General features: G+C 38.1%; 31 protein-coding genes and 2 pseudogenes. 21 read left to right on the top strand and 12 right to left on the bottom strand.

Annotated features, from left to right (window positions below; all coding sequences use genetic code 11):
- From QPL79_RS00915 to QPL79_RS00900, 3 genes and pseudogenes are all read right to left on the bottom strand, one after another.
- Nucleotides 1-915, bottom strand: a complete 915-nt coding sequence (locus tag QPL79_RS00915) for an ABC transporter ATP-binding protein (RefSeq protein WP_285272905.1) — start codon at nucleotides 913-915, stop codon at nucleotides 1-3.
- 153 nt (nucleotides 916-1,068) lie between these two features.
- Nucleotides 1,069-1,655 (bottom strand): annotated as a pseudogene (locus QPL79_RS09300) (DUF8471 domain-containing protein).
- Nucleotides 1,652-2,077 (bottom strand): hypothetical protein, encoded by a 426-nt coding sequence (locus QPL79_RS00900; protein WP_285272902.1) that lies wholly within the window; start codon nucleotides 2,075-2,077, stop codon nucleotides 1,652-1,654. Before QPL79_RS00900 ends, QPL79_RS09300 begins: the two are co-directional and overlap by 4 nt.
- Before the next feature lie 94 nt (nucleotides 2,078-2,171).
- On the opposite strand from QPL79_RS00900, the gene QPL79_RS09250 reads away from it, so the two are divergent.
- From QPL79_RS09250 to QPL79_RS00835, 14 genes and pseudogenes are all read left to right on the top strand, one after another.
- Nucleotides 2,172-2,306 carry a hypothetical protein gene (locus QPL79_RS09250; protein ID WP_350309063.1) on the top strand — a complete coding sequence of 45 codons (135 nt, stop codon included), beginning with the start codon at nucleotides 2,172-2,174 and terminating at the stop codon, nucleotides 2,304-2,306.
- An 81-nt stretch (nucleotides 2,307-2,387) separates the two neighbouring features.
- Nucleotides 2,388-5,456 (top strand): hypothetical protein, encoded by a 3,069-nt coding sequence (locus tag QPL79_RS00895; protein WP_285272901.1) that lies wholly within the window; start codon nucleotides 2,388-2,390, stop codon nucleotides 5,454-5,456.
- A 319-nt stretch (nucleotides 5,457-5,775) separates the two neighbouring features.
- A pseudogene (locus QPL79_RS00890) lies at nucleotides 5,776-6,069 on the top strand (HEPN domain-containing protein); the annotation flags it as partial.
- Nucleotides 6,056-6,400, top strand: coding sequence for a nucleotidyltransferase domain-containing protein (locus QPL79_RS00885; protein ID WP_285272900.1), 345 nt, complete (start codon nucleotides 6,056-6,058; stop codon nucleotides 6,398-6,400). The pseudogene QPL79_RS00890 and the gene QPL79_RS00885, both read left to right, overlap by 14 nt.
- A 64-nt stretch (nucleotides 6,401-6,464) precedes the next feature.
- Nucleotides 6,465-7,286, top strand: a complete 822-nt coding sequence (mntA, locus tag QPL79_RS00880) for a type VII toxin-antitoxin system MntA family adenylyltransferase antitoxin (protein WP_438839345.1) — start codon at nucleotides 6,465-6,467, stop codon at nucleotides 7,284-7,286.
- An 813-nt stretch (nucleotides 7,287-8,099) separates the two neighbouring features.
- The gene (locus QPL79_RS00875; RefSeq protein WP_285272898.1) at nucleotides 8,100-8,234 is read left to right on the top strand and encodes a hypothetical protein; all 135 of its coding nucleotides are present in this window, start codon (nucleotides 8,100-8,102) and stop codon (nucleotides 8,232-8,234) included.
- A complete protein-coding gene (locus QPL79_RS00870) occupies nucleotides 8,185-8,643 on the top strand; it encodes a PaREP1 family protein (protein WP_285272897.1) in 459 nt (152 codons plus the stop codon). Before QPL79_RS00875 ends, QPL79_RS00870 begins: the two co-directional genes overlap by 50 nt.
- A 73-nt stretch (nucleotides 8,644-8,716) precedes the next feature.
- On the top strand, nucleotides 8,717-9,133 hold the full coding sequence (gene hepT, locus QPL79_RS00865) for a type VII toxin-antitoxin system HepT family RNase toxin (protein ID WP_285272896.1): 417 nt from the start codon (nucleotides 8,717-8,719) through the stop codon (nucleotides 9,131-9,133).
- Nucleotides 9,117-9,491, top strand: coding sequence for a nucleotidyltransferase family protein (locus QPL79_RS00860; protein ID WP_285272895.1), 375 nt, complete (start codon nucleotides 9,117-9,119; stop codon nucleotides 9,489-9,491). Before hepT ends, QPL79_RS00860 begins: the two co-directional genes overlap by 17 nt.
- Nucleotides 9,492-9,681: 190 nt before the next feature.
- Entirely contained in the window at nucleotides 9,682-10,029 is a 348-nt protein-coding gene (locus QPL79_RS00855) for a PaREP1 family protein (protein ID WP_285272894.1), read from the top strand.
- A gap of 214 nt (nucleotides 10,030-10,243) precedes the next feature.
- Nucleotides 10,244-10,405 carry a hypothetical protein gene (locus QPL79_RS00850; protein WP_285272893.1) on the top strand — a complete coding sequence of 54 codons (162 nt, stop codon included), beginning with the start codon at nucleotides 10,244-10,246 and terminating at the stop codon, nucleotides 10,403-10,405.
- 3 nt (nucleotides 10,406-10,408) lie between these two features.
- Nucleotides 10,409-10,675 (top strand): hypothetical protein, encoded by a 267-nt coding sequence (locus QPL79_RS00845; protein ID WP_285272892.1) that lies wholly within the window; start codon nucleotides 10,409-10,411, stop codon nucleotides 10,673-10,675.
- 156 nt (nucleotides 10,676-10,831) lie between these two features.
- Complete coding sequence (locus QPL79_RS00840; protein ID WP_285272891.1) at nucleotides 10,832-11,080, top strand: dihydropteroate synthase; 249 nt, start codon at nucleotides 10,832-10,834, stop codon at nucleotides 11,078-11,080.
- 173 nt (nucleotides 11,081-11,253) lie between these two features.
- On the top strand, nucleotides 11,254-11,748 hold the full coding sequence (locus tag QPL79_RS00835; protein ID WP_285272890.1) for a hypothetical protein: 495 nt from the start codon (nucleotides 11,254-11,256) through the stop codon (nucleotides 11,746-11,748).
- 812 nt (nucleotides 11,749-12,560) lie between these two features.
- Here QPL79_RS00835 and QPL79_RS00830 read toward each other — a convergent pair.
- The 4 genes from QPL79_RS00830 to QPL79_RS00815 all read right to left on the bottom strand — a co-directional run bounded on the left by QPL79_RS00830 (nucleotide 12,561) and on the right by QPL79_RS00815 (nucleotide 14,276).
- Entirely contained in the window at nucleotides 12,561-12,923 is a 363-nt protein-coding gene (locus tag QPL79_RS00830) for a type II toxin-antitoxin system VapC family toxin (protein WP_285272889.1), read from the bottom strand.
- 74 nt (nucleotides 12,924-12,997) lie between these two features.
- Nucleotides 12,998-13,222, bottom strand: coding sequence for an AF_0619 family ribbon-helix-helix protein (locus QPL79_RS00825; RefSeq protein WP_285272888.1), 225 nt, complete (start codon nucleotides 13,220-13,222; stop codon nucleotides 12,998-13,000).
- 385 nt (nucleotides 13,223-13,607) lie between these two features.
- Entirely contained in the window at nucleotides 13,608-13,922 is a 315-nt protein-coding gene (gene vapB / locus QPL79_RS00820; RefSeq protein ID WP_285272887.1) for a type II toxin-antitoxin system VapB family antitoxin, read from the bottom strand.
- A 216-nt stretch (nucleotides 13,923-14,138) separates the two neighbouring features.
- Nucleotides 14,139-14,276 (bottom strand): hypothetical protein, encoded by a 138-nt coding sequence (locus tag QPL79_RS00815; protein ID WP_285272886.1) that lies wholly within the window; start codon nucleotides 14,274-14,276, stop codon nucleotides 14,139-14,141.
- Nucleotides 14,277-14,550: 274 nt separating this feature from the next.
- Here QPL79_RS00815 and QPL79_RS00810 point away from each other — a divergent pair, with 274 nt between their 5' ends.
- Nucleotides 14,551-14,946, top strand: a complete 396-nt coding sequence (locus QPL79_RS00810; protein WP_285272885.1) for a HEPN domain-containing protein — start codon at nucleotides 14,551-14,553, stop codon at nucleotides 14,944-14,946.
- A complete protein-coding gene (locus QPL79_RS00805) occupies nucleotides 14,918-15,292 on the top strand; it encodes a nucleotidyltransferase domain-containing protein (protein WP_285272884.1) in 375 nt (124 codons plus the stop codon). The genes QPL79_RS00810 and QPL79_RS00805 overlap by 29 nt, the downstream gene beginning before the upstream one ends.
- 377 nt (nucleotides 15,293-15,669) lie before the next feature.
- Here the strand turns inward: QPL79_RS00805 and QPL79_RS00800 are convergent, their stop codons facing one another.
- The 4 genes from QPL79_RS00800 to QPL79_RS00785 all read right to left on the bottom strand — a co-directional run bounded on the left by QPL79_RS00800 (nucleotide 15,670) and on the right by QPL79_RS00785 (nucleotide 18,952).
- Nucleotides 15,670-16,116: a dTDP-4-dehydrorhamnose 3,5-epimerase family protein gene (locus QPL79_RS00800; RefSeq protein ID WP_285272883.1), complete on the bottom strand. Its 447-nt coding sequence runs from the start codon at nucleotides 16,114-16,116 to the stop codon at nucleotides 15,670-15,672.
- A gap of 37 nt (nucleotides 16,117-16,153) precedes the next feature.
- Nucleotides 16,154-16,477, bottom strand: coding sequence for a hypothetical protein (locus QPL79_RS00795; RefSeq protein WP_285272882.1), 324 nt, complete (start codon nucleotides 16,475-16,477; stop codon nucleotides 16,154-16,156).
- Entirely contained in the window at nucleotides 16,459-17,187 is a 729-nt protein-coding gene (locus QPL79_RS00790; RefSeq protein WP_285272881.1) for a glycosyltransferase, read from the bottom strand. Before QPL79_RS00790 ends, QPL79_RS00795 begins: the two co-directional genes overlap by 19 nt.
- Before the next feature lie 211 nt (nucleotides 17,188-17,398).
- Nucleotides 17,399-18,952 carry an ABC transporter substrate-binding protein gene (locus QPL79_RS00785; RefSeq protein ID WP_350309062.1) on the bottom strand — a complete coding sequence of 518 codons (1,554 nt, stop codon included), beginning with the start codon at nucleotides 18,950-18,952 and terminating at the stop codon, nucleotides 17,399-17,401.
- Nucleotides 18,953-19,170: 218 nt separating this feature from the next.
- On the opposite strand from QPL79_RS00785, the gene QPL79_RS00780 reads away from it, so the two are divergent.
- The 5 genes from QPL79_RS00780 to QPL79_RS00760 all read left to right on the top strand — a co-directional run bounded on the left by QPL79_RS00780 (nucleotide 19,171) and on the right by QPL79_RS00760 (nucleotide 24,482).
- Nucleotides 19,171-20,181: an ABC transporter permease gene (locus tag QPL79_RS00780; RefSeq protein WP_285272879.1), complete on the top strand. Its 1,011-nt coding sequence runs from the start codon at nucleotides 19,171-19,173 to the stop codon at nucleotides 20,179-20,181.
- An 11-nt stretch (nucleotides 20,182-20,192) separates the two neighbouring features.
- Nucleotides 20,193-21,014 (top strand): ABC transporter permease, encoded by an 822-nt coding sequence (locus QPL79_RS00775; RefSeq protein ID WP_285272878.1) that lies wholly within the window; start codon nucleotides 20,193-20,195, stop codon nucleotides 21,012-21,014.
- A 4-nt stretch (nucleotides 21,015-21,018) separates the two neighbouring features.
- Nucleotides 21,019-21,972, top strand: coding sequence for an ABC transporter ATP-binding protein (locus QPL79_RS00770; protein WP_285273394.1), 954 nt, complete (start codon nucleotides 21,019-21,021; stop codon nucleotides 21,970-21,972).
- A gap of 39 nt (nucleotides 21,973-22,011) precedes the next feature.
- A complete protein-coding gene (locus QPL79_RS00765; protein WP_285272877.1) occupies nucleotides 22,012-22,941 on the top strand; it encodes an ABC transporter ATP-binding protein in 930 nt (309 codons plus the stop codon).
- A gap of 176 nt (nucleotides 22,942-23,117) precedes the next feature.
- Complete coding sequence (locus QPL79_RS00760; protein ID WP_285272876.1) at nucleotides 23,118-24,482, top strand: aspartate aminotransferase family protein; 1,365 nt, start codon at nucleotides 23,118-23,120, stop codon at nucleotides 24,480-24,482.
- A gap of 28 nt (nucleotides 24,483-24,510) precedes the next feature.
- Here QPL79_RS00760 and QPL79_RS00755 read toward each other — a convergent pair whose 3' ends face one another.
- Nucleotides 24,511-25,410 (bottom strand): hypothetical protein, encoded by a 900-nt coding sequence (locus tag QPL79_RS00755; RefSeq protein ID WP_285272875.1) that lies wholly within the window; start codon nucleotides 25,408-25,410, stop codon nucleotides 24,511-24,513.
- Nucleotides 25,411-25,736 lie beyond the last annotated feature (326 nt).

The following is a 25,736-nucleotide window of genomic DNA, read 5'->3' as shown; positions in this document are numbered from 1 at the left end:
CTAACCACCCTCAGCCTTTCTTATAAGCTCAAAGAAAAAGTCTTCTAGGTGTTTCTCATGCTTCTTAACTTCTAAAACCCCTACACCTGCTGTTACAAGCTCCACAACTATTTGTGAAGAATCACTTATGGGTTTTCGCAGCAAAACCCTTTTCTCAGAAACAACAACAGGCTCGCCATGTTTTTCCAAAAGCTTCAGCACCTTTCCATCAACAGTTGTTAAAGCAAGTTCTATAGCTGGCTGAGCCTGCTGCCTTATATACTCCATTGAATAATCTCCAACGATTCTGCCCTTATGTATGAAGACTACTCTATCAGCAATACCCTCTACCTCGCTTAGAATGTGAGATGAGAAAAGCACAGCCTTGTTCTGCTTTCTAAATTCTATCGCAAGATTTCTGAAAAATGCTATTCCCTGTGGATCAAGCCCATTGAGAACCTCATCAAAAACAAAGTTTGGTGGATCCCCAATAAGAGACACAGCCAATGCAAATCTCTTTCTCATTCCCTGGGAATACTCAGAAAGCTTCTTCTTAAGAGCATCGCCAAGACCAAGCTTCTCAAGAAGCTCTTTACCAATTCTTCTAGCATCACTAGCTGAGTATCCATAGTAACCCGCAAGATATGTGAAGTAGTCAAGAGCTCTGAAATCAGATTCGAATATGGGAAGCTCTGGAACCCAGCCAACAAGTCTTGAAGCATTCTTCTTTTCCTTAACCACCGAATATCCATCAATAAAAACATTGCCAGAATCCGGAGGCAAAACCCCTACAGCAATCCTAATAGTTGTTGTCTTTCCAGCACCATTAAGCCCAACATATCCAACAACCTCCCCATTACGAACAGTGAAAGAAACATTGCTTAAAGCCTTCACCCTACCAAAAGATTTTGAAACACCAACAATTTCAATAACCATTCAAAACACTCTCTCCACAAAAATGCTCTTCTTGAAATTTAAAAACTTTTCGAAACTAACAATGTTTTACACTACTATACAACATTTAGTGTTTTCTCAAAAAGGCTTTTGCGCATGTATAATGGAAACGCTTTTCAAGAGCTATTTGTGTGATTACTTGCTGTGTAGCGGTATTCTTGCTATAGTTCTTGTTCTTGCCTTGGACAATATGCTGTATTTTCTATATGCGGCAACTAAGCCAATGATTACTATATACACTGTTAGCGATGCCAATACTGGCAGTAGTCTTATGCCCCATGGCGTGTAGTTGAGAAACAACCCTATTAGAGGTGCTATAGCTAGTGAAAGACCTATTGAGAGAGCTACTCTAGATTTGAAAGCTCTTTTTCTTCTGGGTATAGAGCCTCTATGGTTACATAGCCTGGTAGAAATAGAACTGTTATAGAGCCTAGAACATATCTGATATATGCTGTAATGGGGATTAGAGAAGTGGTTGCTATTGATACCAATGTTAAAATAACTATGGTGTATATTGTCCAAAGCCATAGAGAGTAATCGGTTCTAAGAATGTACTCGACAAAGTCTCTTGGAGTGTTGGGGTCTACCAAAATAGCTTTTCCACTTGCAACATCCTGAAAAACTTTTCTTATAGCATTCACCCTATTTCCAGAGGATTTAGCAATTTCTTCAACATATTCCTCAAGAGTTTTAACATCTTTATTTTTTGTTTCTTGCCTCATGGTATTGGAGCCCTCACCACTTGCACATGGAGAGAGTTCCAAATACCTGTATAAACCCAGTCACGCTTATCCACATCAAAGATCCACAGCTCAAATATGAGAGTAGCGTTTTTGTTTTGGCTACTGGTAATAGTTATTGGTATGCTAACTTTTCTCGTCACATTATTTTCGATGTTAACAACAAACTGGTAAATCCTTATTGTTTGTGCAAAGCTTGGCGATGTGTTTGATGGTAGAGAGCTTGCATCACCAATTTTGTATCTAACCTGAGCTAGTATTGGGTAAGGCTTGTGGTTATATACATAAATGCATAGCGTTAGATTCATGCCTGGATAGACAATTCTGGGGTAGTCACCCAATTTACAATCCTGATTCAATATCGAAAGAGCTACAAAAGGCTCTGTAATCTCTGGTCTAAGCACTTGCACAATACTTTAAGCTAGAGGATATTTTGAAAAACGTTGAGAAGAGGGGTAGGTGGACAGTAACAGACTTGGAAAAAGCTGTGCTGAGAATATCCGAAAGAATTGGCAAAGAATTTTAGTTGCATGGGGAGAAGCTAATTATTTGCATGTTTGGGGATTTCACGAGATTAAGTTGGATAGTGAATCAATTAAGATGAGATATAGAGTATGTAGAGTTTATGCTTGAGAAGCTAAAGGAATTACTAAAGCAATTGATTGAAAGTTTTATATAACCTTATAAAGAAAAGCTTCTTGAGGAGTTGATGATATGAGGAAATGTATGTATTCATGTATTGGGTTTGTCTTTGTGTTGCTTTTACTAATATCCACAACTTTATCGATGCTAAGCAATTTGTTGCTTGTACACGCCTCGACAGAAGGGGTAAAGCTTTTTAGAACTCCATTAGATGTTTGCTCTAGCCAACCTGTTCTAGTCTTTGCCTATGCTCCAAACGCTAAAACTGTTGAATTGGAGGTTTCAGTAACAATTAAGGTTGAGACAAATTTTACGGAATTGGCTTTGAAACTTCTACAACCAGTAACTGTTACCTACAAAGTTCCTGCAATTCCTTTGCCTTGGGAGATTGGGTGGTACATGGCCTACATACCTGGTTTACCATCGAAAACAATTGTCTTTACAACAAGGCTTCTTCTAAGAACTGTAGCTGTAAGGCTTGCTATAGGTAGTAGTGTTTTGTATAAGCTTGTTGTTGATGGTGTTGCTGTAGCTAGTGATAGCTATACTGTTAAAGAGTTTGAGCTTGCTAGGCGGTTGCCACCACTAGTCTATGCTTTTCTCTACGATGTTCTCAAAGATCCAAGCATAGTTGCTGATACTTTTGGTCTTGGGCCAAGGGGCTGGGTTGTTGGAGGAGGTGAGAACGTAAAAATACTGGTTGTGGCATTTGATGAGAGTGATAGACCTGGAACACAGTTTGAGTACAGAGTTGATGAAGGCAGCTGGTTTTCTGTATCAGCTGTTAAAAGCAATCTTATGAGTTCTGTTGAGAATATTGTTAATGAGGTTAACAATGCTATAGAGTCTATAGAGAATGTTGCTAGGAGTTACAAACAGGATTTGACGTTACCAAGAGCTAAGCTAACAATAAGCATTTTAGAAGCTACTATACCACCTCAAAACCCAGGCACATATGTAATGTTTAGAGCTGTGGCTAGGGATGTAGATGGAAATGTTGCAACATCGCCAATAGGTTTTTACTATGTTGCTAACAAAAATAGTGATACTAGAGTTCTTGTGATAGATCCTCATGTGTGGCTATGGCTATTCAAAGAGAATTTGGCTAATTTCGAAGCTGTTGTGAAGGCAAATATGGATTATAGCATTCCTGATGAGGTTTCAACACCAGTTAAACGCGTTGCAAACTTTTCTAGAATTGCAAAGCAGGGTTTAGTTCTTTTCCATCACTGGGAGTATTTGGGCAAATACTATAACATATATATTGCATGGCCAAAGAGTGATTTGGTAAAGGTTTTGAGCATCTTTAGACCAAATGTCGTTATTCTTAGCAGTCTTGGTTTGGGTGTGAGTCGTGGAGGTGTATGGAACTGGGATCTGAGAGATATTGTGGTAGATGGAAAGCCTCTTCTAGACCACATCATATCATATGTTAAGCAAAATCATGCTGGAGTTATAGCTACACACAGCACCTTAAGTGATGAAATTGTTTGGCTAGATTGCGAAGTCAGGATCAAGCTTGGGGCTAGAGGTCATGTTGGTTACGACATAAGCGATGTGGACATTTCTAATGAGAAAACAGTTGCTGCTCTTCTTGGAATGCCTGAGCTAGCTATTTGGGAATTTGCAAGAGACAAGATTGCTGAAACCATCTGCAATTTATCCAAAGCATTTTCTTCACAACCTCAAGTAGCAGCAGCGTTGAAGATTGCTGCAATAGCTATTGGCTCAACACCTCTGCAAGTACCACATGTTCCGTGGAACGGAACTTTGAGGACTACGCCAGAGGCTAGGGATCTTGGCTGGGACATTCCAGAGGTGTTCGATGTTGAAATACCTGTGCTGCTTAACGAGTTTGGGTTTAAGGCCTATACAGAGGTTGGGTGGCAACTTGCTTTCCCAAGGGTATTAGCCTATGTTGCATGGGATAGCACTTCCAAGGCTAGGGAAATCTATGCCAGGGTTAGAGATAGGCTTGGGCTTTTATATGAAAACATTAGTGTAGGTGTTGTTAGAGCTCAGGATATTGGCATGTACTTGGATAGAGCTATTGATAGAGATTTAAGAAGATTCTACAAAGTACTGAGCTCTGCACATATTCGAGGCACAGTCATAAACATATCCATGCCAATTCCAGAAATTGGTAAAAACCTTAGTGTAGTTATAGACATTGGTGAAAAGGCTCTTTCAAACATATTGATGAGGTTCCCAACTAGAGTAGTGGCTTTGTCGCCCAATGGCCTAGCAGGTATTATTGTGCATGACAAGTACTGGGATCCCAACGGCTATAGAGCTGTTTACTTCAGCTTTGAGGTGGAGGCTGGTAAGGGAGCTGTTGTTGAGAAGCTTCTTATGAACTCTGTTGAGTGGGTGAAGAAGTGGAGATACCTGAATGTAACAGAGCTTCTAGGAGGTTTAGTTAGAGTTTCAAAGGATGTTGCAAACAGGTTTAGAGATGCTGCCTCTAAAACACCTGGGAAAGAGGTGCTTTCAAAGGCTTTGATGCTAAACGAGGAGGGGGCTAGCGAAATAGAGTTGAATCTAGCTCCAGGAGTGCTGCACTTGGTAATAGCTCATCCAACAACAGAAAACATAAGCATAAATGTTGTTAGGGGGTTGGCTGAAATAATCAACATATCTAAAGAGGATTTGCACATAACGCATGCGATAATAAGAATTAGGAGTGGAGGAACTATAGCGGTTTCACTTAGAGCGGGCTCGCTAACATCACTAAACTCTGCATATGTACTAGCAAAACACGAGGAAATGGCAACACCAACCATCACCACCACACAAACACAAACAGTAACAACCACAATCACAACAACCACAACTGTAACAATAGCAACAACAATAACATTGCCAACTACAGTAACGATTACCACAACCACCACTACAGCAACCACACTAACCACAACTAAAACCATAACAACTACAGTTGTAGAAACTACAACAGCTACAGCTCCAACAACACTCACATACACAACAACAGTTCCAACAACAAAAACAATCTCCATAACCACAACAACTCCAACAACAGTATATGCAGAAACAATCAACTGGGGCGTAACAGCAGCAACAACAGCTATAGCCGTTGCTATAGCTGCAACAGCAATTTATTTCATATTGAAAAAGAGGTAATTTAAGAAACAACAACTAGTATATAAATTTTTATTACCTAAAACTCAAAACTCATGATATAGTTACCAGGCTACCAGCTTTTATTGGGGGAGCTGAACTCTTCTCTATGCATTGTAGCTACAAGTTGTTGAGAGGGTTATAGAGATAGTAATATGTTTAAGTAGGTGTGTATTTTCGGAGAGTGTTGCTTGTGAGTGGTGAAAGGGTTAATCTTCTTAAAGATAGATCGAAGGTGTTTTTGCAAGTGGGTTTAGAGCTTGTTGATAGAGGTGTTGTGGATATAGCTGCGTTCAATATTTAGCAGTGGTGTCAGTTAAGAGTCAAGGCTTCGATATTTAGATTCTCGGGTGAGATTCCAAGGATTCATAGCATTGGAGAGTTGCTTGGCTTGCCTGCGAAAATTCTTGAGGAGCTTGGTTTTGGTGTGGAGTCGAATAGGGTTAGGGATTTTTCTAAGAGGTATAGGGATTTGCTTGGAGATCTAGACTCTGCATATACAATGTCTAGGTATGGAGTATTTGTATATAGCAAAGATGATGTGATTAAAATGGCTGTTGCTTGTAAAGATCTTCACAAGCTTCTTGAAGAGGTTGAGAATAGTGTTGTGGGTTAGATACCACATCAACTATTTGAGGATGTGGAGAAAAGCTGCAAAGGCTATTGCAAATGCTGTTAAGGATCTTGGGCTCAACGCCACTGTTTATGTTGTTGGTGGAGCTGCCGAAAATAGATTAACTGTTTTAAGTGATGTTGATGTGGCTATAGTTCTATGTGAAGAGCTTTACCCTGAAAAGGTTAAGGAGATTAGGAGACAGGTTATGAGAATAGCTATAGATAAGTATGAGCTTCCATGGGACTATCCAGTGGATATACATGTGATGAGCTGTGAAGAATTCAGAAAAATGTTTATAGATAAAAATAAGAGTGTTGTTAAAGTAGAGTAGCTAGCAACAATCTAGTAAATACTTCAAAGTGTTGTGTAGCAACACCAATCTGAGGTGATGTACAATAATTGTTAGAGATAGACTAGCTTTTGCTAAAAGCTGTATAGAGATTTTGAAATTGCTTAGATCGAAAGTTAGAGATTTGAGGTATTTTGAAGACTATGTGTTGAGAGGTGCTATTGAAAGGTATTTGCATCTTGCTATCGAAGCCATAATAGATGTTGGTATGAGAATTGCATCAATACTTAAACTAATTAAGCCTGAGAGATATCGAGATGTTGCAAAAATTTTTAGAGAATGTGGAGTGTTGAGCTATGATGAGTCTAAAAGACTTGAGTTGTGGATAGGTCTTAGAAATGTGCTTGTACATGGATATGCCAGAATAGATTATGGGAAGTTGTATGAGGTTTTGCAAAACATTGAGGAACTTGAAAATTTTGTGAATAGAATATTTGAATATGTTGCAAATAGGGGTGTTGATCCTCAAAAAGAGAGTTTGAGCAACATTGTTGATAGTGTTAAAAAGGTTCTTGAAAAGAGAAGCAACATTGTTTTTGCATATGTTTTTGGCTCATATGCCACAGGTGTTTATAGAGATGAAAGCGATGTTGATGTAGCTATCTACACAAGGAATTCAATGGGGTGGAGAGAACTTGTTGAACTCATTCTAGAGCTTGAGGATGCCACCAACAAAAAAGTTGATGTTGTTGATCTCAGAACAGCACCACTGCTACTAGCATGTGAAGTGGTGTCCAAGGGCATTGTTGTAGTTGATAGAGGTGTTGAGGAGAGAATTGATTTCGAGGTTAAAACACTGAAAGAATGTCTAGATTTTAGACCCAGGCTAGAGAAATACTATAGCGAAGTTCTATCAAGACAAGCTTAACACATTGCTATATCTAGGAACAGGAATTTCAGCAGCGTTGTCTTAGCATCTGACCCTCTCCCCACCTTAAAAAGCAAGGCTTTTAGTTGCAAACCTTGCTTTCTTCTCTTCAACTATCATAGGCCAAAACATCTCAACCATGTTCTTCAAGTAGAAGGTGTTTAAGACTTCAATTAACTTATTTAACGTTAGTGTTATAGGGTTTGACCTTCATCATTATTGATAGTTATTTTTAATGATTATTAATCACTCGGTCTCATCACCCCTTCTTCCCTCCCCATGCAACCTATGGGGCTAACCCCCTCGAGGACATAGGGGTTTTATTGAGTGTCTTCCTCCACCTCACACTGCTCATCCCTCCAATAAAATGCTAGCAGAAAAGTTTATGAATTTTGATAGATATAAAGCCTCAGCTTAATTAATAGCAGTAAGGGGATTAAAAGTAGTTAAAAATAATAAATAGTTATGTAAAAGTGTTATAGGCTTCAGGTATTGCTAGTTATTCTGTTTGCCCCTTGAAGCTCATTCCTATTAGTTCACGTTTTTCGTTACTGCGTCAAGGGCTTCTGCCTCGCTTAGAGGGCTCGCCCAGCTCATCCCATAGGCTCATGGGCAGCTGTTGAGGTAAACGGCACGAGGCTCCTATCTACGGGAAGCTCCGCAGGGCTTGGAGCAGTACTCCCTGCCCCATAGGGCTTTTCTCAACACAAAAATATTGCCTGAAATCTTATAGGCATGAAATTGTTTACTGCCTCAATTAAAGCTGGTATAACTAAACCCATATTATTCACCACGAGCTTCGGTGTAGTTGCAATGAGTATAAAAAGAGGAAAAATAAAGATAAAAAGCGATAGCGCGAGAGATATATGTGTTGAAAACACAAACAAAAGTGAAAAAGATGATAGAATGTGGAGAAGCGTTTTTCGAAAGGCTAAGCCAAAGTCTTAAGGTTGTGGCCAGAACGCATCTTGAGCTTGCCGAGAAGTATTTTGCTGAGGGTAGAGAGCTTGTTGATAAGGATCCTGTTCAAGCAAGTGAGAAGCTTTACAAAGCTGCTGAGGAATGTGTAAAGGCATTAGCTATTCACTACAATCTTGAGGATGTTTTGAAAAGTGTTGAAAGCAGGGGTAGGTGGACTGTTAAAGAACTTGAAAAAACAGTTTTGTTTGTTGCTAAAAAGCTTGGGGAGTGGGTTTTGAGCTCATGGGACCACGCCTGGGCGCTTCATGTTTGGGGTTTTCATGAAGCAAAGTTTGATTTCGAGGATGTTAAGGCTAGGTTGCAGCACATAGAGAAGTTGGTTGTGGAAACAAAGAATGTTATTGGTTGTGGAAAAAGCAGTAATGGTCAATGCTAAGGTATTGGAAACAGCTTAGCAACGCCAAAAATTTTAAATTGAAGTTTGTGGCTGTGGTTTTGGGTTGTTGTATATGAGTATTGATAAAGAGTTTGTTAGAAAGCTTGTAGCTGATGTGCTTGAATCTATTAGAGTTGTTGAGGAGTATTATTCAAAGCCTTTTGATGAGCTTTCACAGGCTGAGAAAATTGGGGTTAGATACCACATTATTGTTCTTGTTGAGGCTTTGACAGCTTTAGCTTATCACATTGCTAGAAGACTCTATGGATTAGAGCCAACAACACCAATTCAAACATTTAGGTTTTTAGCTGATCGTGGTTTAGTGAATAGTGATGAGCTTAGAGACATTGAGGCTCTTATAAGGCTTAGAAATCTTTTGGTTCACAGGTATTGGGTTATAGATGATAGGCGCATATACGAAAATGTTAAAAATGATTTTAGAAGTGTTAAAAGATTTGTTGAGAGATTGAAAAATGTTTTGGGAGTATAAGTATTTTAGAGGTGGTAAGGAGGAGAAGCTTAACATTTTGAAAAAAGCTCTTGAGAATGAGAATAGGGTTCTTCTGGCAATAGTTTTTGGTAGTTTTGTTGAATTGGAAAGCTATAGAGATATTGATGTAGCTATTTACACAACAGATACTAGCTTGGATTATCTAATAGAGTTAAGCATAAAACTTGAGGAGAGAGTTGGTGTACCAGTAGATGTAGTGCCTCTAGTAGAGCTTGATCCAAAATTCAAATGGAAAATACTTACAAAAGGTGTGGTAATAGTTGAGAAAGTGCCTGGACTTTACGAAGCACTTCTAAACCTAGTACAAGACGAAATGATGCTAAGCAAATTGTGGTAGTCAACACATTGGAAAGGTTAGGTAAATTGCTATGCAGATGCAAAATCCATGGGCTCTAAAACTTCGCAAATTGCTTTGAAGAAATTACTCAAAATTTTTGTAGATGCTGTGAGAAAGAAGCACAATAGATGACATACATAAACATAAATGTGGTTATGGCTTACACATTTAGAGAAGAGGTTAATCATGAATGTACTGGGATATGGCTGAGGAGTATTTGAGAAGAGCGAAAGAGGATTTTAGTAAAGGTGATTTTAAACAAGCTAGTGAGAAGATTTTGGGTGTAACTGCACTAGCTGTTAAAGCTGTTGCTTATATGAGGAGTGGAAGTAGGTTGAAGAGCCATGGAGAGCTATGGGAGTATGTGAATAAGCTAGTTATAGAAACAAGTGATGAGAAACTGGGGAGGCTGTGGAGAACAGCTATATCGATGCATGTGAATTTCTATAAAAATTGGGCATCAAGAGAAGAGGTGGAGAGGTCTTTAAAGGATGTGGAGAAATTTCTGGAGAAACTTAAAAAGTTATGTGGTAAATGAAGTTCTTAAAACATCATCGAGTTAAAGAGGTGGCATTGCCTCTTCTAAAAGTGGTTTAAATGGCGAGAGTTCTTCGAGGAGAAATTAGTAATAGCATTTTTCACACTTTCTAAATGTTTTTTGTGGTGTTGTTCTAGTGTTTTGCAGGAGGTGCTGTGTTCAAGAATGTTTTTAAAGCTAGGCTTTGTATATAGGAAGTTGATGGTTTGTTTTTATGAGTGTTGTAGCTGCAAAGCTTGTTGAAGCAACCACTGAGTTGAGTGAGCATGTTGTATCCCGTGCTAGAATGGTTCTAGCCGGGTTTTTGCTTCCGAGGGTTGTTAGTGGGGAGGTTGTTCGCAAGTATATTTGGAAAGCTATGCGCTTAGGTGTTTAGAGAATGTTGAAACCAGAGTCAAGGGCTTTGCTATTAGCTCTTAGGAGATGGGGTGTTGTCAAATCATCTACCCTCAAGTCTATTCTTCTCAACATATTTCTTGAGATAGAGCTTTGCACAGTTAGAGGAAAAGCCTTATTCTACGGCATTATTCTCACAATGAAAAATTGCGTGGAAAAGGCAATCAACATTGTTAGAGATTTTGGCAAAATACTTTACACAGGCATATCATATTTAAACAACCCACCAATGTATAGAATATATGGATAAGCACGTTGAGAAATAATGTTGCTGAACCAAAGATAAAGTGAGTAGAGGCAGTGTCAATAGCTCTTAAAGATGGGATAGACTAAAACAAGATTATTGTAGATCCCCGGTATTGGATTCAATAGGTTTAGTGAAATACCATGGTTCAAGTGGGATTCCATGGTGTTAGCAGAGCTGGAGGAGATCAGAATTCTTAACAAGCCCATCCTAGTTGGTGTTTCAAGAAAATCTTTCATAGGTGAAATAACTGAACTTAGAGACCCTTCAGAAAGGCTATACGGCTCTTTAGCAGCAACAGCTATCGCTGTCTTCAATGGTGCTCATATCATCAGAACCCATGACCCACTTGAAACAAAGGATGTTATCAAGGTAGCTGAGTTTATACGAAGATCCAAATACAGTTTATGAACAAGCCACAACAATATACAGCAACTCATCGACTCACCCATTATTTAAATAGCAACAAGCCAAAAATGAATTACAATCGAAAGCTTCGCCCTTTAGAGTGGGGAGGAGGTCGAATCATACAAATTTATAACTTATAAAGTATATATTTGAGAAAATGCTCAAGGCTATATAGAATGATAGATGAAACATTGCTATCAACCATCACAATTCTAGCAAGTATTATAAGCTCCGTTTCTGCATTGGTCTACTGGCTAGATAAGAGATTTAACTCCATAGACAATAGGATTGAGAAGCTTGAGAATGCTTTTCTTCAATTCTCTGAAATCTTGATATCAACTTTAGAGGCTAAGAACGTTTTGTCATCAGCAGAGGCCTTGATTTTGAGAGGAGCAGTTAAATCGCTGCTTCCAACCCCGAAATCCAAGTACTATACTAGAGAGGTTTATGAGAGGCTTCTCCAATTACTTGATAAGGATCCAAATGATTATACCATGGCTGATATTGAGGAGATGGAGAGAATAGCTGATTTAATTGAGATGGAGGGTTTTGAAAGTGGTAGAAAAGATTTGAAGCAGTATGCATGGAAACTAAGATACTTTGCTATGATAGCTAAAGTAGTGTTTGTTTATCCAAAGCTCAGAAAAGCTCAAACCAGATCCACTCAATAGGGTTCAGATCTGATACTTGGTTTACAACAATTGATTTAAGGGCAGGTAGCCATTTATATTGTTAGCTAAAATAATTTTGAATTCATTCTTGAAATTGTGCATGCCATGGTCAATGCTTCTCTACTTGACCTGCTCCTTACTTTTCGTCTAACCTCCTCCCCGCCCTAAAGGGCAAGAACTCTTTGGGGGTGAATCATCGGTTCCCCAGCATCTATTCGTGGATACATCTTTACATCCGTCATTCGCTGAACAGTTGAGCTGACTGGAAATCACACCATTCTGAATTTTCTGCGTTGTCAATATAACATCTAGTTCTTGAAAACAATCCATCACCAAATGTTACCATCATTATCAGTAAAGAATGTAAGGCACAAAATTCGTAAAAATTCATCCCCCATTACAAATAGCAATGCCTTCAGCTGTAGCCACTCTTTGAAGCAATTAATTTAATTCTGGCCTTCACTAAAATTGTCAAATCATTATTTCAATTTCATTTATTTTTCTTTCCCCTTGAAACTCCATTACTGAATTCTAAATATCGATTAAGTTGTCAAAGGCCTAGCATGACTTATTGCGACTCGTCATATATTATTGCAGTATTTAAATGTGTTAAATTATGTAGAGATTTACTTTCTCCAGCCTCCCATTCTCGGGATTTACTCTAAAACCAAGATTCTTCAATGCTGTTACTCCCTGCAGTTGCTATACCTTGATAAGGTTTTATATATTCATCTCAATTCAAATAATTTCTTTAGTTGTATAAATGGTTATTCTTCTTTCAAGAATATTTACAAGTTTATCCATGTTTTGCTCTACACGCTTTTTAAGTTTTTATCATCAGTTACTAAGCCTATGTTTAACTCAAATGCTGCAACGATATATGATGAATCGTAATAAGTTATACTAAGCTCATGTGCAAGTTTCAATACTAATTTACTGTTTTGTGGATCAACAATGTTCAAGGCCTTATATATTATGCTAGTAACTATTTCTAGAATCTTTATTGCTTCATCAACTGATATTGTATTAAGTCTTGCAGCTTCTTTCCATAAGGCGTTTCCTATTTCATAAATTGTTAATGTTAATATGTAGCCTCCTCTGAGAATTGAAAGGGAATTGAATCCCATGAGCCTTATTATGTTTAGTAATGCTGAAGAGTCAAATACATATCCCATTCATTTTCACAAATACCTTTAGACTCTTTCTAGGAAGTTTTAAGCTGGTTGGCTTATCGCTTTTAAATAAATGTTCATCTTTCCTCACGACTACTTCTAATAGCCTCAACTATTTCTTCTGGTGGTATTTTTAATAGGATTTCCTGGGCTTTTTTCAAAGCTTCTTTGATTTCCTCCTCTCTTCTCCTCACCTCCTCCTCCAAGGCCTTTCTAATTACCTCACTAACAACTATTCCATACTTCCTTAGTTTTTCATAAAGTTCTCTTCTTATTCTAGCTGAAACAGTTACATAGCTCATTTTATTAACACCATTATGGTAAGATTACTATAATACAGCTGAAATACCATATAATATAGTTGCAATATAACTACTAATGAACTTATGCTGTATTCACCATAACGTAATTGCGATATGATTGTAGTATATAAACACAAAGAGTTATTCATTATTTGGAACAAGGAAGCAATACCTATGTTCATACATAGCTTTACTTAGCTGAATAATTATTGAAGGGTTTTATGCTACTAATTTTTGTTTAAAATTCGAAGAGAGAATACCAAAGATTATGCTAAGACTATTAAGAAAAGCATTCAAAGCTTATTTAAAGTAAGCAAATATAAATAAGACTTTTTGAATGCAAAAGATCTTGCCAAGCTCAGTAATGAAATGCAAATATGCAACGTTAATAAAAATTGTTGCGATCCTCCCTCACATATTTAGTAACAGTACCTCTAGGAACTTCAGGTAGCTGTTCAATAACATTCCTCACCTCCTCCAAAACAACCATTCTACGAACCTCTTCAACACGTTTTTCAAGAAACCTCCTAATTTCCTCCCCCCAATTGACATACCTCTTCAACATATCCATCTGCTCTTTAAGCTTCTTAGGTATACGAACACTTATAACAACACTCATAACATTTTTAACCTGACTTGCAAATTTTACTACAAACTCTACATCTGTTAAATACTTTAGAAATCTATAACGTTGCTTCACAGAAAACATTGCTTAGTAGTGATTTTAATTAATTTGCTGTAGAGAAGTGGTAATGTTGTTGTGAAAAGGATTTTCAATTTTTGTGTAGTTGGAAAGATTAGCATTTTTGTTTCCTGCTTTAGTACAGTAATATTGTCTACTCCCTTAGTTCACCAGTTACAGGATCTACTTCTAGTCCTAGAATCTCCGGTGTTGACACTCCCACCAGCACCTTATCTATGAGTTAGATACTAGTACTGGAACTATGTCGCTTTTGCCCATAATCTCAATCCACGCCCTACTCCTATCCAACCCAAGTTTGCCAGAACCTGTTTTCACAACGGTTTTTTCCAGTAATAGCAAGGTTAAGTTCACTAGCTATTCTCCTTGGTATAACCGTTAGTGTTGCCCCCTATATTTGCAAGAGCATCAACTTCGATCATCTTTGTTTGGGCAGGATCCGCTAGACGAACTCTAACCCATACATGACTCACGATAACCGCCATTTATACATGTTAATGTTGCAGGTTGCACAAAAAGTTTTTGCCAACTCAATTAATATTCTTAAAGCATATTTTTACCTATGACCAGATCTTAAACAAATTTATTTGTGTATGTAAGATGTGTGTGAGTGAATGGTGCTTTTGAAGTGGTTTCTAGAGCAAGAGACTGGTTTAGACAAGCAGTCAGGGATTTAGGGCTTGCTGAAACGCTTATGAATTTGGGATACTATGAATGGGCTTGTTTCATGGCTCAGCAAGCAGCTAAAAAAGCTGTTAAAGCTCTTTACCAACTTCTTGGATTAGAGGTTTGGGGGCATTCTGTTTCTCGCATGCTTGAAGAGCTTCCCAAAGAATTTAAGCCACCTAGAGAACTTATTGATAGAGCAAAGGAGTTGGATAGACACTATGGCCCAACGATATACCCTAATTTTCACTCTGAGGGAGCTCCCATGGACTACTATACAAGGGAGGATGCTGAGAGAGCTGTTAAATATGCTAAAATGGTGATCGAGTTTGTCAGAAATAAAGGTTTTCAAACTTGATTATGAAGCTGTTTTGAAGAAACTGAGGGAATACGCAAAAAGAAAGTTGAGTAGCAATGTAATGGCCATAGTGCTAATAGGTTCTTTGGCTCGAGGAGACTACACAGCATTTTCAGATGCAGACATAGTAATTATTGTTAAAAACGATTCGAGAAGATTCGTTGATCGCATAGCAGAGTACATAGATACTGATCTGGGAATAGATGTAGAGCCAAGAGTTTACACAGTGGATGAGATAATGGGTATGTGTAAAGAGAGAAGAAGAATAGTAAAGGAGATAGCAGAACACGGAATTTTGTTAGCTGGAAACCAAAAAATAATAGATATGTTAAGAAAATGCATATGAGCATCTTACAAATGCATTACGCTCCCAATGAAAAACAGTGTTTAGTACATAAAATCGCATATTGTATATTGAAAAAAGCAAAGAAGGCTATTTTTATTTCCAGTATTTGGGTGGTTCGCTTTTTCTCTTAACCTCCTTCTCTTCTCTAACTATCTTTACCTTTACTCTCATAACCACGAGCATCACTTTTGAAACTCTTTATTCTACCAATTCTAGTTCTATGATCTCTTATCAAACCAATGAATGCTTTGCCCATAGCCTTTTCATAATGCTTTTTGTTTTAACAGATTTTCACTGCTTCTATCTTTTATTTAATTGACAATTCAAAAACTATCCATGTTAGATGAGTATTGATGAATTGTGAAAGGAGTTGAGGATTAGTATTCGAAGTTGTACTCAGCGTCCTTTAGACTGGGGCACTTCCTATCTTTTTCATTAACAATAATATTTTCCTTCAATGGCCACTCAATTCCAAGCTCTGGATCATCCCATTTAATGCATCTTTCATGTTGAGGACTATACTCCTTTGTGACGAGATAGAGAAAAAGTGTATCTTCAAGTGCTTGAAATCCGTGGGCAAAGCCCGGGGGTATCCACAAAGCATAGCCAGATTCTAAAACAACACCAACGTGTTTTCCAAACCACGGAGACCCTTTTCTAATAACAACACCAACATCTCTAACACCAGCAACAACAAGATCCTCTATAGGGTATTGAATCAAGGGCTTTCCAAGCAAAGGTATTAAATGCTTAGGCCTAGAATAGGTGAAGGGTCTAAGCCTAGACCCTTCACCAGCGGCCAGGACAAGACCCTTTAAACGCATTTATATTCCCTCTACAAGGCTTCACCTCCCACAAAAACTAAGTTATTGCCAATTTAGATATATTCTTTTTGATCCATCTATTTACATATGCGTCAATATTTCTTCTAAAAACTAATCCTTTTACAAGAATAGCTTTAGGTATTTGTATAATTGGTATCGAGGTCTTAGCTATATTCACATTTGTCATCTCTTTTCTTAACATACTGTAAAGTTTTCTGGATTCTTTTATAAGAACAGACGTCAATTTTCTATATCTATAATGAATAAGTACTAAAAGTAAGTTATACATATAAACTGTTGGTCCTCCAAATAAGTAAGACATGGTGAGGTAATTTCTGTAAACTAAGTATACAGATTCCATTTTTTCCATGTGGCTCCTCGCACATGAAATCCTACTATTTTTGGAATAAATACTGTTGAATATCCCTTAGACCATATCATGAGGCTGGTTAACACATCTTCACCAAAACCAAAAAATTTTTCCTCAAAAATCCTTTCTCCCATGCTAAGTTTTAGACTCTCAATTCGATAGGCTGGAAATGTTCCTTCTACAAATGAACATTTTAAAGCTTCATATTTCTGCGGCACATCTCTTATATCTCTTGAGAAGGGATGTGCTGTAAATACATTTGACAAGTACGATCCTATTGAGTCTATTACCTTTTTTCTTCTATTTATCAAAATGCCTTGAAGAGCTCCAATACCAGGAAATTTCTCAAAAGTTTCAACATAAAGCTTCACACTATTTGCTTCTATAGTAGCATCATTATTCACTAAAACAACATATTTACTATCCTCATCTCTTGCCCTATACCCAACATTATTTCCTCCAGTAAAACCAAGATTTTTACTTAATCTAATAATTTTTTTCCTTAGCTTACTCCTTCTATCAAGAAACTCCTTAATCTTATCAAAACTGCCATCAGTTGAACCATTATCAACAACAATAAGTTCATACTTATCATCTGGATAATCCAAATTTGTTATAGACTCTAAAGACTCAATAACAGTATCAATAATCTTCATAGAATTGTGATTAAGCCATATGATAGAGACCTTTGGCCAAACCATTGAATTCAGCCTTTAAGTAATGTTGTGCAAAACCTACAATAAAAAACTATTTTCCCTTTTACAAACAAAGTTGTTGAATTTAATATAACTTCTCAATAAAGTTAAAACTTCATGCACAGCATCATTTATGAAAATATTTTGTGCGCATTTCATAAACATGCGTTGGGATTTAATTTTGTGAAAAAAGTTTTGTGAAGTGTTTTGTGTGGAGCTAGCTTGTTGTTTTGTATATGGTGTAGTATGGCATGAGCATTGGCGGACCTATTTCAACTCCGTGTACATTCTTTGCGTGAACTATCATGAGGTTTCCTTGTAGTAGTGGTATGAATGGTGCTTCATCAGCTAGTATTTTCTGCACTTGAATATACAAAGCCTCTCTTTCGCTTTGACTTGTTTTCGCCATCGCTTCTCTTAATAGATTGTCAACAGTTGGGTTGGAGTATTGAGAACCTGTCCACTTGTTTGCTGTGCTTAGTAAGAATGGTGATAGAAAGTCGTCTGGGTCTATGTAGTCTGGGTACCATCCGAAGAGGCTTAGCATCATTCTAGCATTTCTAGCATTATCTACATAAGTTGCCCATTCGGCACTCTTTAACTCAACCTGGATTAGGCCAGTGGCTTCAAGCTGGCTTTTAAGCAGAGCTGCAACATCTGCTTCTGTATCGCCATAGTGTGTTGGGGTGTACCACAGCTCTAGCTTCAGCTTATTTGTTTCGCTATACCCTGCTTGTTTTAGCAGTTCTCTTGCTAGGGTTAGGTTTGGTCCTGGTCCATAAAGCTCCTTAAAAGCGTCTATATGACTCCACATACCCTTTGGTACAAGACTATAGAGAGGTGTCATGGTGTTGAAAAACACTTTCTCAGCTATCTCCGATCTGTTAATAGCTGCAGCAATAGCTTTTCTAACCAACACATTGTCAACAGGAGGCATCTTAACATTGATTATTATGTATCTAATGAATGAACCTGGAATGCTTTCAACAACAAAGTTTGGGTTTTTACTAAGAGCAACATAGTCTTGTGGTCTAAGAGTTCTCCAAGCAATATCAACTTCGCCATTCTCCAAAGCCATTCTCAATGATGTGGCATCTCTATAGAACTTTATAACAATAGTTTTTGTCTTTGGTTTATCCCCATAGTAATGTGGATTTGCCTCAAGAACAATGTACTCATCCCTCTTAAAATCTTTAATGCAGTAAGGCCCTGCACCACCCCATGTAGCATCACTCACAATCTGATTATCTGGGTAGCTGGGATGTACTGGGAAATACGGTGGTGTAGCTACAAGTGCTAAAAAGTAGCTGGCAGGAGTTTTCAACTTGAATTTAACAGTATAGTCATCAACAGCTATAACATCATCTACAAACTCTGTTACTAGCCACGATGGATCTCCCTTAATAGTCATAACCCTTTTAACGCTTCTCACAACATCTTGTGCTGTAACCTTTCTACCATCACAGAAGTAAACATTTTGCCTAAGCTTAAAAGTCCATTCACTACCATCACTTGAAACACTCCAACTCTCAGCAATTCCAGGTACTAACTGGTCTGTTCCAGGCTTATACTTAACTAAACCATCCATAACATTTGTTAGAACCTCCCAGGTGAAGAAGTCATACGCATTTGAAGGATCGAGGTCTGTAACCTTGTCTGTTACACCAATCACAATCTTTTCAGCAGCTGCTGATGGCGCTGGCTTGTAGTAGAGGTATATTGTTGCTGCGACCACAGCTATAGCTATAATCAAAGCTATTACAATATACATGGTTTTTCTCAACTACTTCACCTCATAAGGTGTATAGAAAAATATGAAGAAGTATATAAATTTATGATATAGCATAAGCAAGCTTCAAAAGAGTTTATCGAATTTATTGCATACAATAGGCTTAATAACTCTATTTGTTTCACTAGATTTGTATAAGCATGTACAATGAAGATATGTGCATATACAATATCTAAACTGTGGCAATATGGTGCCATCAAATGGGTTTGCTAAGATACGTTGCCATTAGAGCTGCTTTAATAATACCCTCGGTACTGATACTCTACACACTTGTGTTTATAGTGTTAAGGATTTTGCCTGGAAACCCTGTAATAGCTGCTTTGGGCACAAAGAATATTCCTGAAGAACAGTTAAATGCTATAATGAGCGAACTTGGCTTAAACAAACCTCTTTATGTGCAATACTTCGAGTATTTAATAAACTTTGCTAAAGGTGATATGGGCAAGTCAATGATTGTTAGAGGTAGGCCTATTGCAAGTGATATAGCTGATAAGCTTCCAGCAACTCTAGAACTGACTATTTGGTCAATACTAATAAGTTTGGCAATAGGCTTGGGACTAGGCTATTTAGGTGCGCAATCAAGGAGTAAATACATCAATGCTTTCGTTAGGTTACTAGGCTCAGCAGTGTTCATAATATTCATACCAGCACTTGGATTATCACTTCAGCTAGTATTTTCAAAGTATTTACGTCTACTACCTAGCAGTGGCAGAATCTCTGATATTGTGAATTTCAAGCCAATTACAGGTATTTACACATTGGATGCGCTAATCCAGCTAAACATTAACGCATTTATCGATGCGCTTCAGCATTTGCTTTTACCAGCTTTCACACTAGGCCTTGTTCTTTCAGGTCCATACATGAGGCTAACACTAAACAATTTAGAGGCGATACTAGAATCGAAAATGGTTGAAGCGTATAGAGCTAGGGGGATAAGCGAAGCGAAGATACTGAAACACGCATTTAAACATGTGCTCATACCTGTTGTAACATATACAGGACTTCAGTTTGCACTTCTCATGGGAGGTGCAGTACTAACAGAGACAACTTTTAACTGGCCTGGCATTGGGACATACCTTGTTGACAAGGTTATGTACAGAGACTATACAGCGATACAGGCTGTTGTTGTTCTATTTGCTATCATAGTTGGTGTAATTAGTTTGATTGTTGACATTATCTATGCTGTTATAGATCCTAGGGTTAGATACTGAGGGGTGATTCCATGAGCTTTGCACTCATTCTTAAAAATCCCTATATAGCATCAGGATTGGCCATAGTACTAATCTTTGTTGCATTCGCTCTTTTTGCAGATGTTATAGCGCCTTACTCACCTATTGATGCTGCTGGCCCCCCTCTTCAACCACCAAACAAGCTATTTGTAATGGGCACAGATAACCTTGGGCGAGACATGTTCTCGAGAATAGTCTATGGCTCGAGAATAGTTCTAATGATAGTAGCTATGTCAATATCTTTAAGTGGTTTCATAGGTTCGATTCTAGGTCTTGTAAGTGGCTATGTTGGTGGTGTTCTAGACAAGGTTTTATCATTTGTAATGGACTCTATATATGCATTCCCATCACTAATACTTGCAATTGCTCTTTCAGTAGCTCTTGGACCAAGCCCTGTTAACGCTGCTATTGCCATAGCCGTGGTTTATGTTCCTACATACTTTAGAATGCTTAGAGGCCATGTGATAAGCATTAAAAATGAGGGTTATATTGAAATGACAAAGGCTTTAGGACTTCCAACCACAAGAATAATTCTAAGGCATATACTGCCCCACGTACTCAAAACGCTAATGATTGTTTTTAGCATGAATAGTGCTGATGCCATATTAACAGAAGCTGGTTTGAGTTTCATAGGCTTAACAGTTCAGCCTCCAACACCTGACTGGGGCTTTGATTTGTATAAGGGAAGAGGCTTTGTATTAGCTGGTGCATGGTGGCTAATGGCTTTTCCAGGGCTTTGCATAACACTTTTGGCTTTTGGCTTTGCATTGATTAGTGAAGGCGTGTCGAGAATAGTTGGGGTTAGGTTGAGGTGACGATATTTTGAGCACAGTTCTAATTGTCAAGGATCTTTGGGTGAAGTACTTTACCTCTAGTGGTGTAATCAATGCTGTTTCTGGAGTATCATTCTCTTTATCTAGAGGTGAAATGCTTGCAGTAGTTGGTGAGAGCGGTAGTGGCAAGTCAACAATAGGCTATGCACTACTTAACATGGTTCCAAAACCAGGTAGAATTGTGAAAGGCGAAATACTATTGGACGGTGTTAACATATTGAAGCTAAGTGAGGAGGAGCTTAGAAAAATTCGTGGAAGCAAAATCTCGATTGTTTTTCAAGACCCATTCACAACGCTAGATCCCTTGAGAAAAATAAGAGATCAGTTTATAGAGTTTCTCATGGAGCATGGCATTGATAAAAACAATGCATTAAAAATAGCTAGAGAGTATATCGAGGCTGTTGGTCTAACTGAGAGGGTTTTGGATTCATACCCACATCAATTAAGTGGTGGCCAAAAACAAAGAGTTTCAATAGCTATGGCAATAAGCTTAAATCCTAGTGTTGTAGTAGCTGATGAGCCTACAACAGCTTTAGATGTTGTTGTTCAGAAACAAATAATGGACTTGATAAGTGATATCAAGAGAAGATATAGCTCATCATTTATACTCATAACACATGACTTGGCGCTAGCTCTTGAAAGAGCAGATAGTGTAATGGTTATGTATGGAGGCTATGTAATGGAAATGGCAAGTAAAAATGAACTTGCTAAAAACATGGTGCATCCATATACCAAAGCACTTTTTGAGTCTCTTCCAAGAATTAAACAAAGAACCTTGCCAAAGTACCTCACAGGTTATCCACCTGATTTGCGCAATCCCCCACCTGGCTGCATATTTCATCCAAGATGTCCATTTGCATCAGAAAAGTGTAGAATTATGAAACCTGAGCTTGTTGAGATTTCGAAAGGACATTTCGTTGCATGTCATTTTGCGAGGTGAGGTACTCTGGATTTAATTGTTGAGATGCGTAATGTGGTAATGGATTTTGAGATTGGATTGTTTGGTAGAAAGCGTAGAATTAGAGCTGTTGACAATGTTTCTTTGGGAATTGGAAGAGGCGAGATATATGGCCTAGTTGGCGAAAGTGGTAGTGGCAAGTCAACAATAGGTAGAATCACTCTTAGATTATACAAGCCCACAAGCGGAAAGGTGTTTTTCGATGGCAGAGATATAACGAATTTGAGTGAGAATAGGTTGAGGGAGCTGAGAAGAAAAATGCAGTTAATACCCCAGGATCCATACAGCGCCATAAACCCTGCTCAAACTATTGGCGAAGCTCTTACAGAGCCTCTTATAGTTCATGAGAAATTGAGTAGGCTAGAAGCTTTAGAAAAAGCATATAAAGCTCTTGAGGAAGTTGGCTTGGTTCCACCAGATGAATTCATTAAGAGAAGACCATATGAGTTAAGTGGTGGTCAGCTTCAACGAGTTGTGATAGCAAGAGCAATGCTTCTTGGCCCCAGCTACGTAGTTGCAGATGAGCCAACAAGCAACTTAGATGCATCAATTCGTGCTTCAATAATTAAACTATTGCTTGACTTCAAAAACAGGTACAATTTATCAATGCTATTCATAACTCATGACATTGCCTTAATCAGCTTAATAGCAAATAGAATAGGTGTTTTATACCTAGGACAACTTGTTGAAGAAGGTCCTGCAGAAAAGGTGGTGTCTAGCCCACTTCACCCATATACAAAAGCATTGTTAACAGCTACACCTCTTGCAAGCGAGGAATTAGAAATTGAAAAGATCTATTTAAAGGGGGAGATAGGAGATCCATCAAATCCACCAAAAGGCTGTCGTCTTCACCCAAGATGCCCATTTGCATTAGAGAAATGTAGAAGTTTAGAGCCTCCCACAATTAATGTAGGTGGAAACAGGTTTGTTAAATGCTGGCTTTATAGCTAAATTCATTTAAAATGATTGTGACATGACCTTTCCAAAAATGTTTAACCAATTCTACACAGATCATGCAATAAATAATAAATTTTGCTTGTTATTGCGAATTGTAGGAATTATGAAATGATGTTATTGCCAGCAAAATTTATGTAGTGTTGACTAGGTATTTAGTTTTCGTGATTTAAATGATGTATGCAAGGATTGAGGAAAGACTTGTTGAATTAAGTAAAGAGCTTGTTGATAAGTATTTTGAGAAAACTGCTAAGAGTAAAAGGTTGTTTGAAAGAGCTTCTAAAGTGCTTCCAGCTGGTGTTACATATTCGATAAGGTGGTTTAAGCCTTATCCAATTTTCATAGAGAAAGCTGAGGGTGTTAGAGTTTGGGATGTTGATGGAAATTCCTATGTAGATTTTTGGATGGGTCATGGAACACATATACTTGGTCATAAACCAGAGTTTGTTATTGAAGCTGTTAAAGAGGTTTTGAATAAAGGTACTCACCTAGGTTATGAAAATCCATATGCAGTTGAGTATGCTGAGCTTTTAACAAAAGTTGTTCCAGGTGTTGAAATGATTAGATTTACGAATAGCGGTACAGAAGCTAACATGTATGCTCTTAGACTTGCTAGAGCATATACAAAGAGAAAATATGTTGTTAAAATTGAGGGTGGGTGGCACGGAGGCTACGATGCCTTGCACAAAGCTGTGACATACCCATTTACAGAACCTGAGTCAGCTGGTCTTCCAGAAGAGTACCTTGCTTACACAATAGCAGTTCCATTCAATGATGTTGAAGCTCTTGAAAAAACATTGAAAAGTTATTCAGTAGCAGCCATTGTTATTGAGCCAGTTCTTGGAGCTGGTGGCTCCATAGAACCTGTTAACAACTATTTGAAGGAGGTTAGAAGGCTTGCATATGAACACAACTCTCTTCTAATTTTTGACGAGGTTATAACAGGTTTTAGACTAGCTCCTGGAGGAGCACAGGAGTATTTTGGTGTTAAAGCAGATTTGGTTGTGTTTGGCAAAATTGTTGGAGGTGGTTTTGCAGGTGCTGGAGCCTTTGGAGGTAGAGCTGAGGTTATGGAGCTTATAGACCACATGAAATATCCAAGCCCTGCAAAGAGATCGTTTCATGGAGGAACATTTGTTGGAAACCCAGTAAACATGGTTACTGGCAAAGCCATGGTTGAATACCTTGTCAAGCACAGAGATCTATATGAAAAAGCTGAGAGAATATGGAGCAACTTTAGAAGAGATGTGACAAAGCTTTGTGAAGAAACAAACATACAGTGTTGGACAACTGGAGTAGCAACAATGATTGGTATACACTTCACAACATCTAAACCAAAGAATGTAAGGGAAGTTTATGAGCTTAGATGGAGTAAAAGCATAGAACAAGTTCTGCATCTATACATGAGAACCCGGGGCATATTATACATGAAGGAAAACCTTGTGCATTTACTACCATCACTTATACACACAGAGGAAGAAGCAAAGCTATTCAAAGAAACCTTAGCAGAGTTTCTCACAACACTAACAAGAAAATAGCAAAAATGCTACAGCAAATGCATTGCTGCTATGTATAGTCTATGGATATACCCAGCTCATCCAAAGCCTTTTTAACGCTACCCATTGTTAAAAGCATTTTTAGCTGAGCCAAGGCATGGTATGCATATGCTATTCTTCTCACATCCCCTCTATACAAAAACCTTACTTCTTTCAATGGCTTTGGCACAACCAATACAGCTCTCATGTTCAACGCTTTAAATATTTCGTTATAGGCTTTTCTATCACATGTTACAGCAACTCTATTTGTTAACGCTAAGCCCACTTCACATGGCTGCTGAAACACCTTCTCATCTATTTCCAGTCCTAAATTCCTCAGCTCTTCAATGGCCAGTCCAGCTAAGACTGATCTAAGTCTCTCATATGGTGTTTCGCCATGGGCTTTATGCTTAAGCAGCTCTACATAGCTACACAATGGAATAACAACATTTCTTCTACTCTCATACAGGAGTGTATGGAGAGAGGTGTAAACAATGTTTGTATCAACAAAAACTTTTTCATTTATAGAAGATATGAAGTCTGTTAAGAGAGCAGCTCTATATTCAGAGCAGTTGAATGTACAATCCTCAACAACTGGCAGTAGAACTGATGAAAATTTCATTAAGAGATTAACAGCTTTACCAATATCATCCCTCTCACTCAATTCACTAGCAACTCTAAACCCAAGCTCATTAACAAGATTAACAACTTCGCTATAGTCGCAATAATCATTGGCTTTGGCAATCACCTTGGGAATTCTATTGATTTTTATAGATACCTCAAGCTTTCTACACGTAATCTCCACGGGGTATACTATAAGCGTTGGTGCATACTCAAAATTAATTCTGTGTTGTGTATAAGCCATGTTTCTTCTAAGTGTTGAAGCCAAACCCATTTTAATTAGGAAATCCTCAACAGATTTACGATCCAAATGCCTTAAACCTTGAGCAACAACAATATTTTTAATTTCTTCAGCTACTGGATGAAGAACTGTTAAAGGTTCTAAAGGCTTTGGTGTAAAGGGGTAGAATAGATTTGTCCAGGGACCGTTTGTCCCTACACCCTCATTTCAATCATTTTACATCTGTTCATGATCGGGTGTAGGGGCTTCCGCCTCGCCCACAGGTCACGTGCTATCACTGTGGGTTCATGGGCGGCTGTCGAGCCCAACGGCACAGGGCTCCCATCTACGTTGAAGCCTGCGGGCTTGGAGCAACGCTCCCATCGCCCCTCAGAGCTCTACAAACATAAACAAAA

Origin of the sequence: Ignisphaera cupida (assembly GCF_030186535.1) — an archaeon.
Classification (GTDB): Archaea; Thermoproteota; Thermoprotei_A; order Sulfolobales; family Ignisphaeraceae; genus Ignisphaera; species Ignisphaera cupida.
Note: the sequence above shows the minus strand (reverse complement) of the source record. Positions and strands in the feature narration are given on the sequence as shown.

Coding starts and splice junctions, on each gene's coding strand:
- QPL79_RS00915 (WP_285272905.1), bottom strand. CDS start 915: ATGGTTATTGAAATTGTTGGTGTTTCAAAATCTTTTGGTAGGGTGAAG.
- QPL79_RS00895 (WP_285272901.1), top strand. CDS start 2,388: ATGAGGAAATGTATGTATTCATGTATTGGGTTTGTCTTTGTGTTGCTT.
- QPL79_RS00875 (WP_285272898.1), top strand. CDS start 8,100: ATGAGTATAAAAAGAGGAAAAATAAAGATAAAAAGCGATAGCGCGAGA.
- QPL79_RS00870 (WP_285272897.1), top strand. CDS start 8,185: ATGATAGAATGTGGAGAAGCGTTTTTCGAAAGGCTAAGCCAAAGTCTT.
- hepT (WP_285272896.1), top strand. CDS start 8,717: ATGAGTATTGATAAAGAGTTTGTTAGAAAGCTTGTAGCTGATGTGCTT.
- QPL79_RS00860 (WP_285272895.1), top strand. CDS start 9,117: ATGTTTTGGGAGTATAAGTATTTTAGAGGTGGTAAGGAGGAGAAGCTT.
- QPL79_RS00855 (WP_285272894.1), top strand. CDS start 9,682: ATGTACTGGGATATGGCTGAGGAGTATTTGAGAAGAGCGAAAGAGGAT.
- QPL79_RS00850 (WP_285272893.1), top strand. CDS start 10,244: ATGAGTGTTGTAGCTGCAAAGCTTGTTGAAGCAACCACTGAGTTGAGT.
- QPL79_RS00845 (WP_285272892.1), top strand. CDS start 10,409: ATGTTGAAACCAGAGTCAAGGGCTTTGCTATTAGCTCTTAGGAGATGG.
- QPL79_RS00840 (WP_285272891.1), top strand. CDS start 10,832: ATGGTGTTAGCAGAGCTGGAGGAGATCAGAATTCTTAACAAGCCCATC.
- QPL79_RS00835 (WP_285272890.1), top strand. CDS start 11,254: ATGATAGATGAAACATTGCTATCAACCATCACAATTCTAGCAAGTATT.
- QPL79_RS00830 (WP_285272889.1), bottom strand. CDS start 12,923: ATGGGATATGTATTTGACTCTTCAGCATTACTAAACATAATAAGGCTC.
- QPL79_RS00825 (WP_285272888.1), bottom strand. CDS start 13,222: ATGAGCTATGTAACTGTTTCAGCTAGAATAAGAAGAGAACTTTATGAA.
- QPL79_RS00800 (WP_285272883.1), bottom strand. CDS start 16,116: ATGCGTTTAAAGGGTCTTGTCCTGGCCGCTGGTGAAGGGTCTAGGCTT.
- QPL79_RS00795 (WP_285272882.1), bottom strand. CDS start 16,477: ATGGAATCTGTATACTTAGTTTACAGAAATTACCTCACCATGTCTTAC.
- QPL79_RS00790 (WP_285272881.1), bottom strand. CDS start 17,187: ATGGTTTGGCCAAAGGTCTCTATCATATGGCTTAATCACAATTCTATG.
- QPL79_RS00785 (WP_350309062.1), bottom strand. CDS start 18,952: ATGTATATTGTAATAGCTTTGATTATAGCTATAGCTGTGGTCGCAGCA.
- QPL79_RS00780 (WP_285272879.1), top strand. CDS start 19,171: ATGGGTTTGCTAAGATACGTTGCCATTAGAGCTGCTTTAATAATACCC.
- QPL79_RS00775 (WP_285272878.1), top strand. CDS start 20,193: ATGAGCTTTGCACTCATTCTTAAAAATCCCTATATAGCATCAGGATTG.
- QPL79_RS00765 (WP_285272877.1), top strand. CDS start 22,012: ATGGATTTTGAGATTGGATTGTTTGGTAGAAAGCGTAGAATTAGAGCT.
- QPL79_RS00760 (WP_285272876.1), top strand. CDS start 23,118: ATGATGTATGCAAGGATTGAGGAAAGACTTGTTGAATTAAGTAAAGAG.